This window comes from Pseudomonas sp. Z3-6 (genome assembly GCF_051131985.1).
Lineage (GTDB): Bacteria > Pseudomonadota > Gammaproteobacteria > Pseudomonadales > Pseudomonadaceae > Aquipseudomonas > Aquipseudomonas zanjanensis.
The window spans coordinates 2,592,678-2,610,445 of sequence record NZ_CP071644.1 but is presented as its reverse complement, the minus strand read 5'-3'; the positions used below and the strand labels follow the sequence as shown (position 1 = coordinate 2,610,445).

General features: G+C 59.2%; 20 protein-coding genes. 17 read left to right on the top strand and 3 right to left on the bottom strand.

Annotation, left to right across the window (positions count from 1 at the left end):
- Positions 1–5: 5 nt before the first annotated feature.
- From J3P88_RS12010 to J3P88_RS11990, 5 genes are all read left to right on the top strand, one after another.
- Positions 6–725 carry a TIGR03759 family integrating conjugative element protein gene (locus J3P88_RS12010; protein WP_434575414.1) on the top strand — a complete coding sequence of 240 codons (720 nt, stop codon included), beginning with the start codon at positions 6–8 and terminating at the stop codon, positions 723–725.
- Positions 707–1,255, top strand: coding sequence for a lytic transglycosylase (locus J3P88_RS12005; RefSeq protein ID WP_434575412.1), 549 nt, complete (start codon positions 707–709; stop codon positions 1,253–1,255). The genes J3P88_RS12010 and J3P88_RS12005 overlap by 19 nt, the downstream gene beginning before the upstream one ends.
- Positions 1,252–1,767, top strand: coding sequence for an integrating conjugative element protein (locus J3P88_RS12000; protein ID WP_434575410.1), 516 nt, complete (start codon positions 1,252–1,254; stop codon positions 1,765–1,767). Before J3P88_RS12005 ends, J3P88_RS12000 begins: the two co-directional genes overlap by 4 nt.
- A 9-nt stretch (positions 1,768–1,776) precedes the next feature.
- The gene (gene traD, locus J3P88_RS11995; protein WP_434575408.1) at positions 1,777–3,882 is read left to right on the top strand and encodes a type IV conjugative transfer system coupling protein TraD; all 2,106 of its coding nucleotides are present in this window, start codon (positions 1,777–1,779) and stop codon (positions 3,880–3,882) included.
- A gap of 90 nt (positions 3,883–3,972) precedes the next feature.
- A complete protein-coding gene (locus J3P88_RS11990; RefSeq protein ID WP_434575407.1) occupies positions 3,973–4,704 on the top strand; it encodes a TIGR03747 family integrating conjugative element membrane protein in 732 nt (243 codons plus the stop codon).
- A 651-nt stretch (positions 4,705–5,355) separates the two neighbouring features.
- Here the strand turns inward: J3P88_RS11990 and J3P88_RS11985 are convergent.
- Together J3P88_RS11985 and J3P88_RS11980 are read right to left on the bottom strand one after the other, a co-directional pair.
- Entirely contained in the window at positions 5,356–6,453 is a 1,098-nt protein-coding gene (locus tag J3P88_RS11985; protein ID WP_053184517.1) for a P1 family peptidase, read from the bottom strand.
- 12 nt (positions 6,454–6,465) lie between these two features.
- Complete coding sequence (locus J3P88_RS11980) at positions 6,466–7,830, bottom strand: APC family permease (protein WP_434575404.1); 1,365 nt, start codon at positions 7,828–7,830, stop codon at positions 6,466–6,468.
- 194 nt (positions 7,831–8,024) lie between these two features.
- Here J3P88_RS11980 and J3P88_RS11975 point away from each other — a divergent pair, with 194 nt between their 5' ends.
- The 11 genes from J3P88_RS11975 (at position 8,025) to J3P88_RS11925 (ending at position 16,921) form a co-directional block, all read left to right on the top strand.
- Entirely contained in the window at positions 8,025–8,792 is a 768-nt protein-coding gene (locus tag J3P88_RS11975; protein WP_434575402.1) for a response regulator transcription factor, read from the top strand.
- A gap of 266 nt (positions 8,793–9,058) precedes the next feature.
- Complete coding sequence (locus J3P88_RS11970) at positions 9,059–9,394, top strand: RAQPRD family integrative conjugative element protein (protein ID WP_434575401.1); 336 nt, start codon at positions 9,059–9,061, stop codon at positions 9,392–9,394.
- Positions 9,391–9,630 (top strand): TIGR03758 family integrating conjugative element protein, encoded by a 240-nt coding sequence (locus J3P88_RS11965; RefSeq protein WP_434575399.1) that lies wholly within the window; start codon positions 9,391–9,393, stop codon positions 9,628–9,630. The genes J3P88_RS11970 and J3P88_RS11965 overlap by 4 nt, the downstream gene beginning before the upstream one ends.
- A gap of 17 nt (positions 9,631–9,647) precedes the next feature.
- Positions 9,648–10,019: a TIGR03745 family integrating conjugative element membrane protein gene (locus tag J3P88_RS11960; RefSeq protein WP_434575397.1), complete on the top strand. Its 372-nt coding sequence runs from the start codon at positions 9,648–9,650 to the stop codon at positions 10,017–10,019.
- Positions 10,020–10,026: 7 nt separating this feature from the next.
- Positions 10,027–10,440, top strand: coding sequence for a TIGR03750 family conjugal transfer protein (locus J3P88_RS11955; RefSeq protein WP_434575396.1), 414 nt, complete (start codon positions 10,027–10,029; stop codon positions 10,438–10,440).
- Positions 10,437–11,078: a PFL_4703 family integrating conjugative element protein gene (locus J3P88_RS11950; protein ID WP_434575394.1), complete on the top strand. Its 642-nt coding sequence runs from the start codon at positions 10,437–10,439 to the stop codon at positions 11,076–11,078. Before J3P88_RS11955 ends, J3P88_RS11950 begins: the two co-directional genes overlap by 4 nt.
- Positions 11,075–11,887 (top strand): TIGR03749 family integrating conjugative element protein, encoded by an 813-nt coding sequence (locus tag J3P88_RS11945; RefSeq protein WP_434575392.1) that lies wholly within the window; start codon positions 11,075–11,077, stop codon positions 11,885–11,887. Before J3P88_RS11950 ends, J3P88_RS11945 begins: the two co-directional genes overlap by 4 nt.
- Positions 11,877–13,394, top strand: a complete 1,518-nt coding sequence (locus J3P88_RS11940; protein WP_434575390.1) for a TIGR03752 family integrating conjugative element protein — start codon at positions 11,877–11,879, stop codon at positions 13,392–13,394. The genes J3P88_RS11945 and J3P88_RS11940 overlap by 11 nt, the downstream gene beginning before the upstream one ends.
- Positions 13,357–13,773, top strand: a complete 417-nt coding sequence (locus J3P88_RS11935) for a TIGR03751 family conjugal transfer lipoprotein (protein WP_434575388.1) — start codon at positions 13,357–13,359, stop codon at positions 13,771–13,773. The genes J3P88_RS11940 and J3P88_RS11935 overlap by 38 nt, the downstream gene beginning before the upstream one ends.
- The gene (locus tag J3P88_RS11930; protein WP_434575387.1) at positions 13,773–16,529 is read left to right on the top strand and encodes a conjugative transfer ATPase; all 2,757 of its coding nucleotides are present in this window, start codon (positions 13,773–13,775) and stop codon (positions 16,527–16,529) included. The genes J3P88_RS11935 and J3P88_RS11930 overlap by 1 nt, the downstream gene beginning before the upstream one ends.
- Positions 16,530–16,609: 80 nt before the next feature.
- Positions 16,610–16,921, top strand: coding sequence for an HU family DNA-binding protein (locus J3P88_RS11925; RefSeq protein ID WP_434576419.1), 312 nt, complete (start codon positions 16,610–16,612; stop codon positions 16,919–16,921).
- Positions 16,922–17,037: 116 nt separating this feature from the next.
- Here the strand turns inward: J3P88_RS11925 and J3P88_RS11920 are convergent, their stop codons facing one another.
- Positions 17,038–17,325: a LasR-specific antiactivator QslA gene (locus tag J3P88_RS11920; protein ID WP_434562851.1), complete on the bottom strand. Its 288-nt coding sequence runs from the start codon at positions 17,323–17,325 to the stop codon at positions 17,038–17,040.
- Between the two features lie 168 nt (positions 17,326–17,493).
- On the opposite strand from J3P88_RS11920, the gene J3P88_RS11915 reads away from it, so the two are divergent.
- On the top strand, positions 17,494–17,748 hold the full coding sequence (locus J3P88_RS11915) for a helix-turn-helix domain-containing protein (RefSeq protein ID WP_258632375.1): 255 nt from the start codon (positions 17,494–17,496) through the stop codon (positions 17,746–17,748).
- Positions 17,749–17,768: the final 20 nt, after the last annotated feature.

Sequence of the window (17,768 nt, the reverse complement as noted above, 5' to 3'; positions counted from 1 at the left end):
CGATTATGAACCGAGCGCTACTGTCCCCCCTCGTCTGTCTCTTTTCATTGCTTAGCACGGGCGCTGCGATGGGTAACCCTGCCACGACACCGTCACGGGTCCAGGACACACAGTCCGCTCCGCTAGGGCGCTCGCACTCTGAACAGGCGGCAAGCTGGGGCCTCACCGAGCAGGAATGGACACGCTTCGAACAGATCCAAGCCGGGCCGCGTGGTTTCTGGAGCCCGAACCTGGATCCCCTGACCGCGCTCGGCGTCGAGGCAGAGACCGACCAAGAGCGTCAGCGCTATGCCGAATTGCAGGTAGCGCTGGAAGCCAAACGTGCCGAGCGCGAGTTGGCTTACCAAAACGCCTACACCGCAGCTTGGGCCAAGCTGTTTCCTGGACTGTTGCCGATTCAGGGTATGGCATCCCCGCCCGCTGCTAGCTCACCGGTAGAGCCGCGCCGTGCTCTGTTTGTCGAAGACCATTGCCCTGCGTGCACCGCTGAAGCGCAGCGTCTGCAAAGCAGTGATACAGCGTTCGATATCTACCTGGTGGGCAGCCAAGGTGAGGATGAACATGTCCGTGGCTGGGCGCGGCAAGCAGGCATTGATGCGAGCAAGGTCCAACACCGGCAAATCACCCTGAACCATGATCGCGGGCGCTGGTTCAGCCTGGGAGCCCCGAGACCGTTACCCGTAACATTTCAGCAGGTGAACGGACAATGGCAACGTCTCGATTGATTGCTATTGCGCTCCTGCTGACGGTGCACGCCGTCCGGGCAGACGAACTTCCGCCTCCGGCTTATCAACTGGCAGCGCATGACGCCAACGTCCCTTCCACGGTGTTGTTCGCGATTGCCCTGCAGGAGAGTGGCACCCGCCTCCGTGGTCGACTGCTGCCCTGGCCCTGGACGCTGAATATCGCCGGTAGTCCTTACCGTTTCGCCAATCGTCAGACCGCCTGTCACGCCTTGCTTCAGGCCCTTGCTCGGTATGACGCCAAGCGGGTCGATGCCGGGCTTGGGCAAATCAACCTGGGTTATCACGGACGGCATTTTTCCAGTCCCTGCGAAGCCCTCGAACCCTACCGCAATCTGGCCGTAACTGCCGCGCTGCTGCAAGAGCATCACGCCGTCACCGGTGATTGGGTGTCAGCTGCTGGCCGATATCACCGCCCGGCAGGAGGAACGCCGGCCGCGCGTTACCGCGCCGGCTTTTCTCAACAACTCGAACGACTGCAGGTTTCCTTTAAACAGGGCACACCACCATGACGCGAATTCCCAGTGCGTATTACTTCGCCGTGCTCTTGGCTGCGCTCGCCCAGCCAGGACTGTCGTTTGCAGAAGTTCAGCCTGGCGGTTTCAACCGCCCCCAGTTTGAAGCTTCCAGGCCGCCAATAAACAACAAGACCCAGCCTGCCCGGGCCATACATGCAGACCTATCTGCATTTGCAGATGAAACCTGGATACTGCCCGTGCGCAGCTCTCACTTGAGCCCAGGCCAAATCACAACTCGCACCCTGGACATGCCGGGCTTGCAGCCATTTTTCCTTGTCGGGGAGGATCCCCAATCGTTGGCTTGGCTGCATCAGCGTGCGACTGAACTGCAAGAAATGGGGGCGGCCGGCCTCGCCGTCGAAGTGACCGATACTGAAGCCCTAGCCCGAATTCGAGCAGCCGCGCCGGGCATCACCATCCTGCCGGTCAACGGCAACGACATCGCCTCTCGCCTGAAAATTGAGCACTACCCTGTCTTAATCACAGCCACCTCACTGGAACAGTGAGTCTGGGTCATGGCCGAGCATGCGATGGAGTCCAAACTCCGGCCCGCAGTCGAGCTGTACACCGTGGCGATCTGCGTCGCCGCGGCGGTGTTATGCGTGTATTCGCCCTGGGCCGTAGCCCTATCACCCGAGATCGGTCTGATTGCGGCTCTGGCCTATGCCCTGTTCGGTTTTATCCGCCTCCGACAAGCCTGGGAGGTGTTGCGCTATCGGCGTAATATCCGCCGGCTGCCTCGCTACGAACTGACCAGCCGGCAGATTCCGGTGAGCCGCAAACGCCTGTTCATGGGCCGCGGCTTTCGCTGGACCCGCCTGCACACCCAGCGCTTGGTCGAGGCCCAGGATCCGGCCGTCGCTCACTACGTCGGCCAACCGACCCGTTACCGCCTGGCACGTGGACTCGAACGTCGCCTAGAACATGCACCGTTTCCGCTCTCGACACTGGCCCGGGTCACGGCCTGGGACAGCGCCTTTAATCCGTTGCGCCCTTTACCCCCAGTCGGTGGCTCACCGCTGTTGCATGGGGTTGAGCCCGACGAAACGGAAGTCAGTCTGCCGCTGGGTGAACGAGTCGGACATACCCTCGTGCTGGGCACCACCCGTGTTGGCAAGACGCGGCTCGCCGAGGTGTACATCACCCAGGACATTCATCGTATCGAACACGAGGTCGTCATTGTCTTCGATCCGAAGGGCGATGCCGATTTGCTCAAACGCATGTACGTCGAAGCCAAACGCGCCGGTCGAGGAAGGGAATTCTACGTCTTCCATCTAGGCTGGCCGGAGATCTCCGCCCGCTACAACGCCGTGGGACGTTTCGGGCGCATCTCGGAAGTGGCGTCGCGCATCGCTGGGCAGCTCAGTGGCGAAGGTAACTCGGCGGCGTTTCGCGAGTTCGCCTGGCGTTTCGTCAACATCATCGCCCGCGCCCTGATCGAGTTGGGCCGACGTCCGGACTACCTGCAAATCCAACGGCATGTGGTCAACATCGACGCATTGTTCATTGAGTATGCCCAGCAATTTTTCGCCAGAACCGATCCGAAAGCATGGGAAGTGATCGTCCAGCTTGAAGGCAAGCTCACCGAGAAAAATATTCCCCGGCATATGGTGGGACGCGAAAAACGCGTGGTGGCCATCGAGCAGTACCTGGCGGTGAAGCGGGTATTTGATCCAGTAATGGACGGGCTGCGTTCGGCTGTACGCTACGACCGTACTTACTTCGACAAAATCGTTGCCTCGCTACTGCCGCTGCTGGAGAAACTCACCACCGGCAAGACCGCCCAGTTACTGGCCCCCAACTACACCGATTTAGATGACCCGCGGCCGATCTTCGACTGGATGCAGATCATCCGAAAACGCGGCATCGTTTACGTCGGCCTGGATGCACTGACCGATGCCGAGGTGGCTGCCGCCGTCGGCAACTCCATGTTCGCCGACTTGGTCTCGGTCGCGGGCCACATCTACAAACATGGCATTGACCACGGTTTGCCCGCATCGGGCTGCAGCGGTGACAAGCTGCCGATCAACCTGCATGCCGATGAGTTCAACGAGTTGATGGGCGACGAGTTCATCCCACTGATCAACAAGGGTGGCGGAGCTGGCATCCAGGTGACGGCCTATACCCAAACCCTCAGCGATATCGAAGCACGCATTGGTAACCGCGCCAAGGCCGGCCAAGTCATTGGTAACTTCAACACCCTGCAAATCCTCCGGGTGCGCGAAACTGCTACGGCTGAACTACTAACCCATCAGTTGCCCAAGGTTAACGTGCTGACCAAGACCCTGGTGTCGGGTGCCACCGACACCTCCGATCCTGAGGCCAACACGGACTTCACGTCGTCCTCACAGGACCATGTCAGCAGCACCAGCGTGCCGCTGATCGAGCCGGCGCACATCGTCAGTTTGCCCAAAGGGCAGATGTTCTCCCTCCAGGCCGGTGGCCAGCTATGGAAAGTCCGCATGCCGTTGCCGAAACCCTCCAACGACGACGCCATGCCCAAGGACCTGCAGGAGCTTACCCAACGGATGCGGGCCATTTATAACGAACAGGCTGGTCAATGGTGGAGCGCAAGCGGTGGCGGTCCAACCACAAACTTCGATCTGGATCAGGTGGGGTAGCCCTGCCTCGCCACAGGTTTCGATTCACCAAACACGTATTCGGCGGGCGCCGTGGCGGCATCCACTTGACGACGCGCGATGGAGTAAACGATGGCAACTTCCGTACAGAACACGCCGCCACAACCGATCCAGCGCCCGGGATTAATCGTCTCGGCGATTGGTTTGGTTTTACGCATCATTGGCTTGCTGATCGCCTCGTTGCTGTTTTCGATCCTCATTGAGTTCGCCGGTTTGCTGCTGTTCTGGGGCGATCAGGGTTGGCGACACAGCCAGGTCATGCTGAATAGTGAGCTGGGGTGGCTCAGCGAGCACTTCAAAGCTTCACTCATCCTCCAACAACCCGGGCGAAGGATTGTTCAAGTACTGGATTTTCTCAATCAATGGTTGCTGGTCAAGACTGGCTTTGCGGATTTTGCCCAGCAGGCGCGGGTATCGAGCATGGACAACAGCTTCTGGGGGTGGATCAACCAGTTTTACGTGAGCATTGAGGATTTCGTGCTGGCGGCGGTGTATGTGACCTTTACCTTCGTGGTGCGCCTAACCATTCTGGTTCTGGCCACACCCTTGTTTCTGTTGGCCATGTTCACTGGTTTTGTAGATGGTTTGATGCGCCGTGACCTGCGCAAATTTGGCGCGGGGCGAGAAAGCAGCTTTGTCTATCATCGCGCTAAGCAAGCAGTGATACCCCTGCTGATCGTGCCCTGGATCATTTACCTGTCCATACCCTTTTCGCTCAATCCTATAGCTATTTTTTTGCCTTGCGCAGTAATACTTGGAGCAGCAGTAGCGATCACAGCGACAACGTTCAAGAAATATCTCTAAGTGCTTAGTAAGTTTTCCCGTTGTCCGTAGAAGTAGTGTTTGCGCAGGTGCTCAAGACTGTTCGCGCCAGAACTGGGCGCTGTAGTTATTGAGCCTTCGACTATAGGGATCGGTTGTCGGCTGGAACGTTGGCGGGATCAAATTCTCGTCACCTCCCGCCCTGAACTATTTCTTGCCTAACACGTCGGTGTAGACCGCTTTTAGGGCATCCAGCCCGACAGGAGAAATGTTGAGCTCACCCATAATTTTTCCTCGAACTAATCGTTTTCTTGCTTGCTCGCTTCACGTCCGTCCAGAGGCCGTTATTCAGATCTCCGTTCCACTTAGCTTGGCGGAGCACGTCGCTACCGATCCAGTCCAGTTCGGACACTGCCTTGTCATGGAGTCTCCACAGCCATCGAACAAGCCATGGATGGTTGAGAGTACATCTGCTGGGTGGACAGTCGCACCCACCACCTGACAAGCTCGTACGTCCCAGATTGAATCGCCAACGCCTAATGTACCGAAATGGCTACTGTATCGCGGGCCTCGATGCGAGTCCGCGACGATAGTTCTCTCATTTGGGCCCGGTCGGTATCGATGAAGCCGGTTCCGCTGTCAGTACACCTGCGACGATGTTTGAACGTCGAACCTGCGCGACGGCATGGTTGCTCAAGGCCTCCAACCCGTTTTCTCCAAGGCCTGAAGCAATCGTCTTCCTTCCAGCGCCGGCACCTCGCGCCCATCCTTGGCATGCACGGTTCGGCCGGCAAGCAATGCATTGACGATTGCTTCCTCTACCGCTTCGGCGGCTGCGGCGAAAAGTGGCGAGATATGGTCGTTGTTGACCATCGCTACCTGAGCCGTCTTCGGCAGGTTTCGCCGGTTATAGTCGGCTGGCGCCAGTCCGGTATTTCCCGTCGAGAAGGCCAGGAAAATATCACCGCTGGAATCGTCGGTGCCGCCGCCCGTCCGTGCGACACCCAGCGCAGCCCGTTGCGCCAGGCGCTGGCACTGGTGGGGCAGTAAGGGGGCATCGGTCGCCAGCACGACCACGATGGAGCCCATGCCGGGCGTGTCTTGCTGGGCGTAGGGTGACGGCAAATCCATCAGCGTCCGGCCTACTGGGTATCCGTCGACCCTGAGTTCGCGGCGTTGCCCGTGGTTGGCTTGAACGAAGGCACCCAGCGTCCAACCGCCCTGCTCCAACGGCAGCTTTCGAGAAGCAGTACCAATCCCTCCCTTGAACTCGTGGCAGATCATTCCCGTCCCGCCTCCTACAGCACCTTCGGCTACAGGCCCGCTATCTACAGCGGCCAAGGCTTGCTGTACCAGGTCTGCGTTCACATGCTGGCCCCAGATGTCGTTCAACACGCCGTCGTAGGTTTCCATCACGACGGGCATGCACCAGTAAACGGAGCTGTCGGCCAGGGTCGCATGCTCGTGAGCGATCAGCGCATCGCGCACCACGCCCACGCTATGAGTATTGGTGGTCGCGATAGGCGTGGTCAGTAGTCCCGCTTCGCGAATCCACTCCAGGCCTGTGGCATCGCCGTTGCCGTTGAGCACATGACAGCCTGCGAAACACGGCTGAAAACGCGCGGCGCCGTTCCGTGGCTCGATCACGCTCACCCCGGTGCGCACCGGTTTGCCGTTGTGGACCTTATCCAGTGTCGCATGGCCAACCCGGACGCCAGGTACATCGGTGATTGCGTTGTTGGGGCCGGGTTGGCCCAGGCCCACAGTGATGCCGAAGTCGCGTGCTCGCATGATGTCTCTCGTTCAGAGTTTTTGGAACGCCGGGCTCAACTTGCCGTACGTAGCGTAAAGCAGTACGGAAGTCACAAGGATTCCGAGAAGAATGAAGATGTCCCGGGACGAAGCGCTGCTTAGCAATGACGTCAGCAGGTACCCTGCCCCGACCACAGCCGCCAGCGCAGGCGCGGGCCACAGCGGCATCCGGTACGGGTGCTCGCGGTCACGGCGCAGCACCCGACTGAACAATGCGCACAGGCCAACGATCAGGTACACGCACAGGATCAGCAGGACGGTGAAAGAGGTCAGTTCCGCCAGGTTCGAGCTCAGGGTCAACGCTGCGGAAGGCACGGCCAGGAACAGTGTCGCCAGCCATGGCGAGTCCCATTTAGGATGAATGCGGGTGAAAGCGCGGTTCATGGTTGGCATCCACAGCTCATCACGCCCGCTGCTATAGATCACCCGGCCGATCTGGATCACCAGGGCAACGATGGCATTGAACACCGAAAGGAAAATGCCGGCACTCACCAACCGTGATAACGTTTCGTTGCCATGGGCCGTCAGCAGATAGCCTATGGGGTCAGGGCTGGCCAGCATTTGCTCGAGGGATGGCGCTCCCACCAAGAGAGCGACAAGTGGGATCAGCTCGATGCAGACCACCAACACTAGTGACCACAGCACCGCTTTGGGGATACCACGCCCGCCGCATTTCATGTCCTCGGCTAGCAGTACTGCGCCACCGTAGCCGTTGAACGAGAACAGCGCGGTGCCCACCGCGCCTATGACCAGAGCCCAGGGCGCCGAATGCAAAATTCCGTTGTCGAGCGCAACGGGGCTGAGCAGGCTGCTGATCGGTTGCTGTGCATGACCGAAGCCCAGCACCACAATCACCATCAGGGCCGCCACCTCAAGAAACAGGCACCCACCCGTCACCCAGGCATTGAGCTTGATATTCAGGATGCCGAGCACGTAGCTCAGCGCGACGATTACCAGGGCGACGGCCTGTCCATCGAAATGTGTGCCCAGTGCGGCATTGAGATAAGTAGCTGCCCCTGTCGCCAATACGGGCGGAATGAACAGCAGCATTGCGAGCACAGTCAGGAACGTCGCGTAGCCGGCCATGCCACCGAAGACGCGCTTGGCGAACACATACTCCCCGCCCGCGGCGCTGTGCGCTCGGCCCAGCTCTGCGTAGCACAGCGCAAACATCAGCGCCAATACACCGCCGAACACGAACGCCCAGATGACCCCGGTACCAGCCTGGGCAATAGCAAATGGCGCGATGACAAACACGGAGCTGGCGGGTGTCACGGAGGATACCGTGATCGCAACGACATCAGGGACGCTCAGTGTGGGCTTGAGCTCAGGAGATGGCGCATTTTGGGACGTCATATGTTCATTCCTCTCGTTTGTTATAGGAGTTAGGAGGCAGAACGAAAATGCGATAGTGGGGGCTCGCCGGCCCGCTTAGTAGGAATGGACTGTATGCAGGTACGCGCTGCCGGACAATTCCCCCTAAGGGGTACCCCCGTTGACAGCTTGATGGAATCGCGCACCAATGCCCTCCTCGCCCCAAGGAATAAGCCGTGGACATTCTCTTTCATGAAGTCGCCAGCCATACCGCTTTGGCCCGGGCAATCGAGCAGATCGGCAGCCCCAGGTTCTGGCGCCAGCTCATCCTGGTACTACGTCAATGGGTGCCGTTCGACAACGCGCTGGCGATCCACTTTTCTGCCCAGGCCGCACCCCACGTGCTTGCCGAGTATGACGCGGCACCGGCGCCTGCAGCGAGCGAGCTGTATCTGGATGGCCTGTACCTGCTCGACCCGTTCTACCAGGCTGCTCGCGAAGGCCTGGCCAGCGGTTTCTATCACTTGGAGGAAGTCGCCCCGGATCATTTCCGGCAAACGGACTACTACCTTAATTACTTCAAGGAACATGTGCTGGAAGACGAGGTGCAGTTCTTACTGCAATTGCCTGATGGGGTACTGTCTTTATCCTTGGGCATGCGCCGGGTGTTCGACAAGGTGGAGCTAGGCAAACTGACGCTGGTCAGTTCATGGGTGTTGGCCTTGCTAGAGCAGAATTGGACGCGCATTGGCATCTCGGTGCCGCTGCTACCCCCCGTTAGCGACGCGTTGGCGAAGTTTGGCAAAGGCGTGCTCTCGGAGCGCGAGCTGGAAATCGCTCGCCTGATCCTCCGCGGCTACTCGTCGAAAGCGATGGCGCAGCGACTCGGGATCTCTCCTGAAACCATCAAGGCACACCGGCGTCATCTCTATGCGAAGCTGGACATTTCCTCCCACCCGGAGCTGTTCTCGATGTTCATCCGGGAGCTGGGCTACTCGGAGTAGGGCAACAATAAGGCCGAGGATAGCCCCGGCCTTATTGTGTTTCTGCTGTTCAAGGAAAACTGGGTGTGACGGTATCATCATCAACGAAGCTCATCGAGAGTGGGGTGTCCCTAGAGCCTCAACAACCCGCCAAAGGGGCATTTAAGCTGTAATGCAACCATCCTCAGTCCTTCCCCAGGAAAAGCGATTCATCAGACCTCAAGTTTCTTACGGAAAAATTCGGCTTCTGGCTTGATCCTGCTCCCAGATCCATGTGGGCCAGCATCATGCCAACTACCATCTTTCGCTGCTTGTTACTGCTCTCGCTGGCTATCGTCCATGGCAGCAGCTATGCCATGTCCGACCAAGAGCAGGTCCAGCTCAGCCATATTCAGCGGCAACTCGACATCATCGAACGCCTTGCAACGCAAGCTGAGGCAGCCAGCACGGCTGAACCCAACGATCGCTATCGCTTCGACTACCCCCGACTGAATCGAGACATACAGCGCATCCGTCTTGGTGTGCAGGGCTACCTCTCCCCTTCCCGCGCTCAACCCCGCGATCCCGCTGAATTAGTCGGCGATTACCGCCTCAACATCCCCTCTGCGGAGTCCTTGCCATGAGCATGACTGACGCCCAGATCGCAGCGTTCCAAAACGCCTCCGGTTTGTCGGCACAGAGCAGTTCGACGCTGTGGCTGTCCCTGGTTCTCGTTCTGGCATTGCTTTGGTGCGCCTGGGTGATGTGGACGGCCTACCGGGGTTGGGTCACCGGCAGTGTTCGCTTTGGAGCCTTCGGCGGCAGCGCCGCGCGCGTCTTGCTCGCCCTGCTCTTACTTATGTTCTTCACCCTGTCCTAATCCAGGAGATCGCCGCCATGCTCAAGTGCCTTGCCCCTTTGATAAGCAACCTGCGTGATCGTACGAGCCAACGTTTGATCGGTCTGCTGCTGGTGATTGGTCCAAGCCTGGCTTTTGCCGAGCTCCCCACCATGGAAGCGCCTTCGCGCGGCGAAGGCTCCGGGTTAATCGAGACAATCAAAAACTACGCCTACGACGGTGGCATCCTGCTCGGCCTACTGATCGCCCTTCTCGCTTTTCTTGGGGTGGCCTGGCACTCGCTGACCGTCTACGCCGACGTGCAAAACCAGCGCAAGACCTGGAAAGACCTCGGCGCCGTAGTCGGCATCGGAGCCCTGCTGGTGGTGATCATCATCTGGTTCCTGACGAAGGCTGCCGCAATTCTGTGAGATCGACATGAACGACACTATCGAACGCCTTGCCGATGGCACCTTGGTTTTTCTGCCCGAGCGACTCAATCGTGATCCCGCCGTGTTGCGCGGTTTGACCAATGATGAGATGTGGGTAGCGCTCGGCACCGGCGCCGTCATTGGCCTGCTGCTGGGCGCTCCTGTAGCGATCGCCACCGCCTCTATTGCCGTGGCGCCGACCAGCATGATCGCAAGCATGGCGCTGGTGCTATTTGCCGGTGGCACACTACTGCGTCGAGCCAAACGGGCACGCCCCGAGACATGGTTGTACCGCAAACTCGAATGGATACTCGCCAGCCGTTGGCGCCTGGTTCGCGGAAGTTTGATCCTCCACTCCGGCCCTTGGACGGTTCGCCGTTCACGTCGACTGCGCCCAGCTCTGTCCCGGTGGCAGCCATGAGCCGTTTTCGGAACAAGGTGGATGCCCAACAGGCCCATATCTTCAGCCTGCGTATGGCGGTAGTGATCGTCGCCCTGGTCTGCGCCGGACTCTGGTGTGGCTGGCGCTCGGCACCGACCGATCTGACCGTGCATGTACCGCCGGATCTGCGCTCCGGCAGTACCCGCAAGTGGTGGGATATTCCTTCAGAGAATGTGTATGCTTTTGCCCTGTACATCTTTGGCCAACTCAACCGCTGGCCTTCCGACGGCGAGCAGGACTACCGCCGCGCCATCTATGGTTTGCAGCCCTATCTGACCCCTGCCTGCAAGACCTTCCTCGACGGCGACTACGAATACCGCAAGGCCGCCGGCGAACTCCGCCAGCGGGTGCGTGGCGTCTACGAAATTCTGGGCCGAGGCTATAGCGAAAATCCGGAACTCAGGGTCAAGCAACTCGATCACGACAGCTGGCTGGTCACCCTCGACCTCAACGCCGATGAGTACTACGCCGCCGAACCGGTGAAACGGGTTGTGGTGCGTTATCCATTACGCGTGGTGCGTTTTGATCTGGACCCCGAACGCAATAAGTGGGGGCTGGCACTGGACTGTTATCAGGGCACGCCGCAAAAAATCGCTCTGCCTGGAGGTGAGCCATGAAGCGGATTTCTACCCCGGGGCTCGCCATCGTACTGATGCTATGGGGAGCTGCAGCGCAGGCCGTCGAGTTGATGCGCTGGGAACGCCTCCCTCTCGCAGTCCCGCTGGTGATCAATCAGGAACGAGTGGTCTTTATCGATGAGGATGTTCGAGTCGGCCTGCCGTCAACTCTGACAGGCAAACTGCGTGTGCAATCAACCGGTGGCACGCTGTACCTGCGCGCGTCCGAAGCCATTGCACCTACGCGATTACAACTGCAATCGGTCGCGACGGGCGAGATCATCCTCTTGGACATCGCAGCCACCCCTGGCGATCAACCGCTGGAGCCCGTGCGTATTCTCAAGAATGCTTCGGTGCAGGCTGCTGAGGCTGAATCTAAAAGCGTCCCTCTTCCAGAACGTACGCCAATCCCAGTCGCTTTGACGCGCTACGCCGCGCAAAGCCTGTACGCGCCGCTACGCACCGTGGAGTCCCTACCCGGTGTGCGTCGCGTCCCGCTCATGCTGCGTACCGAACTGCCAACTCTGCTGCCAACCGAAAACGTGTCCAGCACACCCATCGCCGCCTGGCGATTCGGCGAATACTGGGTGACGGCGGTGAAGTTGCGCAATCGTGGTTCAGAGACGGTGCAACTCGATCCACGTCGACTGCAGGCCAAGCTATTCGCCGCGACCTTCCAGCATGCGTTCCTCGGACCGGTCGACAGTGCTGAAGACACCACGATCGCCTACCTCGTCACCCGCGGTGCCGGCCTCGAACAAGCCGTGCTGCTGCCGCCCGTTGCGCGAGGTGCTGACGATGAAAGCTAACGCCTTGCTCAAATGGCTGGTACCGGCTGCGCTGCTGGGCGTGGCGCTGATCATCCTGAAAACCTGGGTCGCGGGCGGCAACAGTTCCTCTCCAGAGAAGTCGGTTGATCAAGGCAATCTTCATTTATCCGCCGAGCAAGCCAAGTCGCTCGGTATTGCGGGCGACACCCCACGCGATACGGTCGCCACCCTGATCGGCCAGGTGAAGGCCATGCGCAGCGACATGCTCGGTTTGAAGAAACACAACGATTCGCTGCAGACGGAGAACAACCGTCTGCGCGAGCGGGAAAACAGTGTTGATTCGCGTATCCAGACGGCGCTTGGCAGTGTGACCCAGCAGGTCGACGAAGGCCGCCGACAAGCCAACGAAGCCCGACTCAAAGCAGAACAAGACAGTCGTCAGGCTCGCGGTCTGCTGACGCAACTGCAGGAACAGTTGTCGGGTCTGACCGGTAAAGGCAAGGATATGCCGATAGGACTGGGGCTTGAGCCGGGCGACGGTGCTCAGTTCGAAGGGCAGCATTCTGCCAATGATGCGCTGCAGTGGATTGAGCCCTCGGATGCTCCGCCCACCGACGCCCGGAGCAAAACCAAGGCCGCGTCCGCCCTGAGTCTGCCTACTGCCTTCAACTCGCTGGAGGGTTTGAAGGACAATGCCATCGACCGCAGCCAGAAGCAGTTACGCGAGGTTACCAAGGGTGAACGTGACCTGACACGCTCCGCTGATCGTAACGAAGGCGCGCAGCCGGTCTACACCATTCCCGAAAACGCCACGCTGATGGGCTCGGTCGCCATGACCGCGCTGATCGGCCGGGTCCCGGTGGACGGCACCGTGAATGATCCCTACCCCTTCAAGGTGCTGGTTGGTCCGGAGAACCTGACAGCCAACGGCATCGACCTGCCGGACGTCGCAGGGGCCGTGATGAGCGGCACAGCCTCCGGCGATTGGACCCTGTCGTGCGTACGCGGACAGGTCGAGTCAATTACCTTTGTGTTTACCGACGGCACCATTCGCACGGTGCCCCAGCCGAAAGCAGTAGCCAGTCGCAATGCCTCCACCACCCAGAGCTCGAACACTGACAAGATTCGTGGCGGACTCGGTTACCTATCCGATCCATATGGCATCCCGTGCATTGCCGGCGAACGCCGCTCAAACGCTCAACAGTACCTCGGCAGCCAGAGTTTGATCACTGCCGCCGGCGCAGGTGTCGCTGCCTTGCTCGGGGATGAGCAGAACAACAGCAGCGTGATCAGTTCAGGCGACAGCACGCTCGGGATCACCAACAGCAGTGGCAATAGCGCGCTGAATTCAATTCTCAGCGGTGGGGTCAGCGACATCCGCGAGTGGATCAACAAACTGTATGGCGAGACCTTTGCTGCCGTATACGTGCCACCGGCCGCCCAAGTCGCGCTGCACCTCGACCATGAGATCACCATCGACTACGAGCCCAAGGGCCGGAGCGTTCGCCATGAAAAAGACCATGCCTCTCTGCCTGACCTTGATTAGCGTGTTTTGCTGGGTCCTGGCGGGGTGTTCTACCGACAAGGACACGCTGCTGCCCCATGGCGAGCAAACCATGTTGGACATCTGGAACGGCGCCGGCTCTCAGGGTACTCAGCAGCAACTGCTGGACGCTCGGCAGCAGTTACGCCGCCCGTTGGCCCCAGCAGATTTCTCGGCCTCTCTCCAAGAGCCGTACACGCGTACAGCGGAGAACGAGATCCATAATCTGTTCCCTCGCCTACCCAATCCCGATCTGGTGCTGTACGTGTATCCGCATTTGAGTGGTACCGAGCAGGCACCGATCCCAGGTTACTCGACAGTCTTTCCGTTCTACCAACGCGTGCAGTACGCATTGCCGGGTGAACGTCAGGAAGACTTGTAGTGCGTACCGGCGATTCGGGCAGCCGCACTTCCGCGTGGAAAGCCTGGCGCCACCCACTGCGCCCTCGTGCCACCTTGGCCGATGAAGCTGCACTGTATGCACACAACCCCAGCTTCACCGATCATCTGCCTTGGGTCGAATACCTCGACACCGAGCAGTGTTTTCTCCTGGATGACAATCGCTCAGTAGGCGCGGTGTTCGAGTTACTGCCCATCGGCACCGAGGGACGCGAACCCGATTGGCTGATGGCCGCCCGCGATGCCCTTGAAGATGCCCTGCAGGATAGCTTTGACGAACTGGATCAAGCGCCGTGGGTGGTGCAGTTTTTCTGCCAGGACGACAGCCACTTCACCCCCTACCTGACCCGGCTCACCGATTATATTCAGGACAGCGCGCGAGGCACGGTCTTCACCGAAACGTTTTTGGAACTCAGCCGTCGTCATCTGAAGGCCATCGCCAAGCCGGGAGGTCTGTTCGAGGACAAGGCCGTCACGCGCCTGCCCTGGCGTGGCAATAACCGACGGGGGCGCCTGGTGATCTATCGCTGGATTGAGTCTGGCGCCGAGGAGATGGGACTCAGTCCAGTGCAATCCCTACAGCAGGCTTGCGAACGTATCGTGGCTTCGTTGCAGGCATGCGGGGTGCAATCGACGCGAGTCGATGGCCGAGGTCTGTATGCCTGGTTATTGCCCTGGTTCAATCCGGCACCCAGGCTCACCGACGAAGACCCCGAGGAATTCTACCGCCGCGTGGCCTATCCGGAGTCGGGCGACGGCGAGTCGCTGGAACTGCCCTTCGATCATGACTTCGCCGAGCGGCTGTTCTTCAACGAACCGCGCTCGGATGTCCAGCACGGGCTCTGGTTTTTCGATGATCAACCCCATCGGGTCATGGTGGTGGACAAGCTGCGCCGAGCGCCCTTGATTGGTCAACTCACCGGAGAAACCCGCAAAGGTGACGCGGTGAATGCACTGTTCGACCAGTTACCCGAAGGTACAGTCATGAGTCTAACCTTGGTGGTCAAACCGCAGGATGTACTTGAGGAGCAGTTGAACCGCCTGGCGCGCAAAGCCATCGGTGAAAACCTGGCCTCGACCCAGACCCGTCAGGATGTCGAAGAGGCTCGCGCGGTCATCGGCCGCCAGCACAAGCTGTACCGGGGAACCCTGGCCTTCTACGTGCGTGGTCACGATGAACAGCAACTGCACCAGCGCTCGGTCAGTCTGGCCAATGCACTACTGGGTGCGGGCCTGCAGCCGGTACGTGAAGGCGACGAGGTTGCCGCCTGTAACAGTTATCTGCGTTGGTTACCGATGGCCTACAACCCGGCCCGCGACACGCGCAACTGGTACACACGCCTGATGTTCGCCCAGCACCTGGCAAACCTGGTCCCGTTGTGGGGTCGCAGCACCGGCACCGGCCACCCGGGCATCACCCTGTTCAATCGTGGTGGCTCGCCGTTGAGCTTTGATCCGTTGTCTCGACTAGACCGGGCTATGAACGGCCATCTGCTGCTGTTCGGTCCGACCGGCGCCGGTAAGTCGGCCACCCTGGTCACCCTGCTGATGCAGGTCATGGCGGTGTACCGCCCCCGCCTGTTTATCGTTGAGGCCGGCAACTCATTTGGCTTGCAGGGCGACTACTTCGCGACGCAAGACCTGTCGACCAACATGGTCCAATTGAAACCTGGTACCGCGGTCAGCCTCGCCCCGTTCACCGATGCCTGGCGCCTGGTCGGGCGGCCGGATCAGGTGGCGAGTCTGTCGATCGATGAGCTGGACGATGAGACGGTAGCCAGTCGCGAAGACCAGCGCGATGTTCTCGGCGAACTGGAAATCACCGCCCGCCTGATGATCACCGGCGGCGAGGCCAAGGAAGAGGCGCGCCTGAGTCGAGCTGATCGCAGCTTGATCCGCGAGTGCATCCTAGATGCGGCACAGACCTGTGTCGCGTCGGGTCGCCAGATATTGACCCGTGACGTGCGCGACGCGTTACTGCGCGTCGCTGTCGACACGCACTTGCCGGAGAAGCGTCGTGAGCGTGCCCAGGAAATGGGCGAATCCATCGACCTGTTTTGCCAGGGATTCGAGGGCGAACTGTTCGATCGCGAGGGCACACCTTGGCCCGAAAGCGATGTGACCATTGTCGATCTCGCCACTTACGCTCGCGAAGGCTACGAGGCACAGATGTCCATCAGCTACATCAGCCTGATGACCACCGTGAATAACCTTGCCGAACGAGACCAGTACCTGGGCCGACCGATCATCATGGTCACCGACGAGGGCCATATCATCACCAAGAACCCGCTGCTGGCACCCTTCGTGGTCAAGGGCACGAAGATGTGGCGCAAGCTCGGAGCCTGGTTCTGGCTGGCGACGCAAAACCTTGCCGACTTTCCCACTGCCGCGCAGACCATGCTCAACATGATCGAATGGTGGATTTGTTTGAATATGCCGCCTGCGGAAATCGAAGAAATCGCACGATTCAAGAAACTCACGCCGGCACAGAAAGCTTTGTTGCTCTCCGCCAGTAAGGAGCCAGGGAAATACACCGAGGGAGTCGTGCTGTCGAAAAAACTCGAAACGCTGTTTCGAGCCGTACCACCCAGCCTTTATCTCGCCTTGGCCATGACGGAGCCCGAGGAAAAAGCCGAGCGCTGGAGGTTGATGCAGGAGAACGGTTGCTCGGAGTTGGAAGCGGCTTTCCAGGTAGCTGAGCGTATTGACCAGGCCCGAGGAATCGGGACGTTAGAATAGATTTGAAGACCGGATAGCGTTACGTCTGGGCAGGGCTGGAGTGCGGTTTTGTGGTAGATATCCAAGAACTATCTGAGTAGATTACTCGTCGACACTCAGCCAAGCGGAAGGAGTCACACATGAATAAAAACGATCTAATCGAGGCCATAGCGAGCTCCGCCGACCTCTCGAAGTCCACTGCCGGACGCGCACTGGATGCCCTCACAACCATCATATCCACTGCGTTGAAAGGCGGTGAGAACGTCGCCTTGGTGGGTTTTGGCACCTTTGCGGTCAAAGCACGTGCAGCGCGCGACGGACGTAACCCTCAAACGGGGGCCACCATCAAGATCGCGGCCTCGAAGACGCCTAGTTTCAAAGCCGGTAAATCGCTGAAAGACGCGGTTAACTAGACGCTGGTGGCGATTACCCAATACCAACTCTTCGAGAGCGCTGGTATTGGGGCTTCAGCAGCCGAAACGCTGGCTGAACTCTGGGAGCGGTTCGAGCTTTGTGTTTGAACGCGTCTTTAGGGAAGTTCTTTTCTGCCTTGATTTGGGCTGGGTGGCACACTGCTTAGCCGCTGCTGAATCCTCAACAAAAAACCAGCTTCAAAAGCATCCTGGCAGTCACCGACAGGAAAGGTTTTGCGCGTTTGCGCCAATTCCCACCACAGTGGAATCTCGCCGGACGTATCAAGCCAAGCCTGGGCGCATTGCACGCCACGTTCGATCATTGGGGCAAATTCGTTGCCCCAAGGTGTCAGAAGGCTCGAGCAACCATCCGCCGCAGGAATTGAAACGTAGTTTTCGTCCATACACACCCTAGATTTCTGATTTATTGTTAGACGCGCAGTCCAGCCCCGAAATCTTAACGACACCAAATGAACGCTCGATAACAGGCAAGGGCATCAAATAGCCTAGATCAATGCCAATGTAGACTATATCCCGTGGATTGAGAGTCCCTCAAGGCGCAATTTGCGCGCATGACTCAAGACTTCGAACAACTCCGCCTGCAGTTGGCGGAAAACATCCGCTTGATGCGACGCGTGAAAAACCTTACCCAGGAGCAATTGGCGCTCATGGCCGAGCTGGATCGTACCTACGTCAGTCAAATCGAACGATGCACGGGCAATCCGTCGCTGCTGGTCCTATGCAAACTCGCCAATATTTTCGAAGTTACGGCGGATCAGCTACTTGTAGAACCCGATATCCTGCGCAGCACCCTTCACGTCAAATAATAGTTTCACGTCTCACAAAT

Excerpts from the sequence above, each read along its gene's own strand:
- J3P88_RS11915 (WP_258632375.1), top strand. The coding sequence starts at position 17,494 with ATGACTCAAGACTTCGAACAACTCCGCCTGCAGTTGGCGGAAAACATC.
- J3P88_RS11970 (WP_434575401.1), top strand. The coding sequence starts at position 9,059 with ATGCCAACTACCATCTTTCGCTGCTTGTTACTGCTCTCGCTGGCTATC.
- traD (WP_434575408.1), top strand. The coding sequence starts at position 1,777 with ATGGCCGAGCATGCGATGGAGTCCAAACTCCGGCCCGCAGTCGAGCTG.
- J3P88_RS12000 (WP_434575410.1), top strand. The coding sequence starts at position 1,252 with ATGACGCGAATTCCCAGTGCGTATTACTTCGCCGTGCTCTTGGCTGCG.
- J3P88_RS11920 (WP_434562851.1), bottom strand. The coding sequence starts at position 17,325 with ATGGACGAAAACTACGTTTCAATTCCTGCGGCGGATGGTTGCTCGAGC.
- J3P88_RS11935 (WP_434575388.1), top strand. The coding sequence starts at position 13,357 with ATGAAAAAGACCATGCCTCTCTGCCTGACCTTGATTAGCGTGTTTTGC.
- J3P88_RS12010 (WP_434575414.1), top strand. The coding sequence starts at position 6 with ATGAACCGAGCGCTACTGTCCCCCCTCGTCTGTCTCTTTTCATTGCTT.
- J3P88_RS11965 (WP_434575399.1), top strand. The coding sequence starts at position 9,391 with ATGAGCATGACTGACGCCCAGATCGCAGCGTTCCAAAACGCCTCCGGT.
- J3P88_RS11960 (WP_434575397.1), top strand. The coding sequence starts at position 9,648 with ATGCTCAAGTGCCTTGCCCCTTTGATAAGCAACCTGCGTGATCGTACG.
- J3P88_RS11945 (WP_434575392.1), top strand. The coding sequence starts at position 11,075 with ATGAAGCGGATTTCTACCCCGGGGCTCGCCATCGTACTGATGCTATGG.
- J3P88_RS11985 (WP_053184517.1), bottom strand. The coding sequence starts at position 6,453 with ATGCGAGCACGCGACTTCGGCATCACTGTGGGCCTGGGCCAACCCGGC.
- J3P88_RS11940 (WP_434575390.1), top strand. The coding sequence starts at position 11,877 with ATGAAAGCTAACGCCTTGCTCAAATGGCTGGTACCGGCTGCGCTGCTG.
- J3P88_RS12005 (WP_434575412.1), top strand. The coding sequence starts at position 707 with ATGGCAACGTCTCGATTGATTGCTATTGCGCTCCTGCTGACGGTGCAC.
- J3P88_RS11950 (WP_434575394.1), top strand. The coding sequence starts at position 10,437 with ATGAGCCGTTTTCGGAACAAGGTGGATGCCCAACAGGCCCATATCTTC.
- J3P88_RS11980 (WP_434575404.1), bottom strand. The coding sequence starts at position 7,830 with ATGACGTCCCAAAATGCGCCATCTCCTGAGCTCAAGCCCACACTGAGC.
- J3P88_RS11955 (WP_434575396.1), top strand. The coding sequence starts at position 10,027 with ATGAACGACACTATCGAACGCCTTGCCGATGGCACCTTGGTTTTTCTG.
- J3P88_RS11990 (WP_434575407.1), top strand. The coding sequence starts at position 3,973 with ATGGCAACTTCCGTACAGAACACGCCGCCACAACCGATCCAGCGCCCG.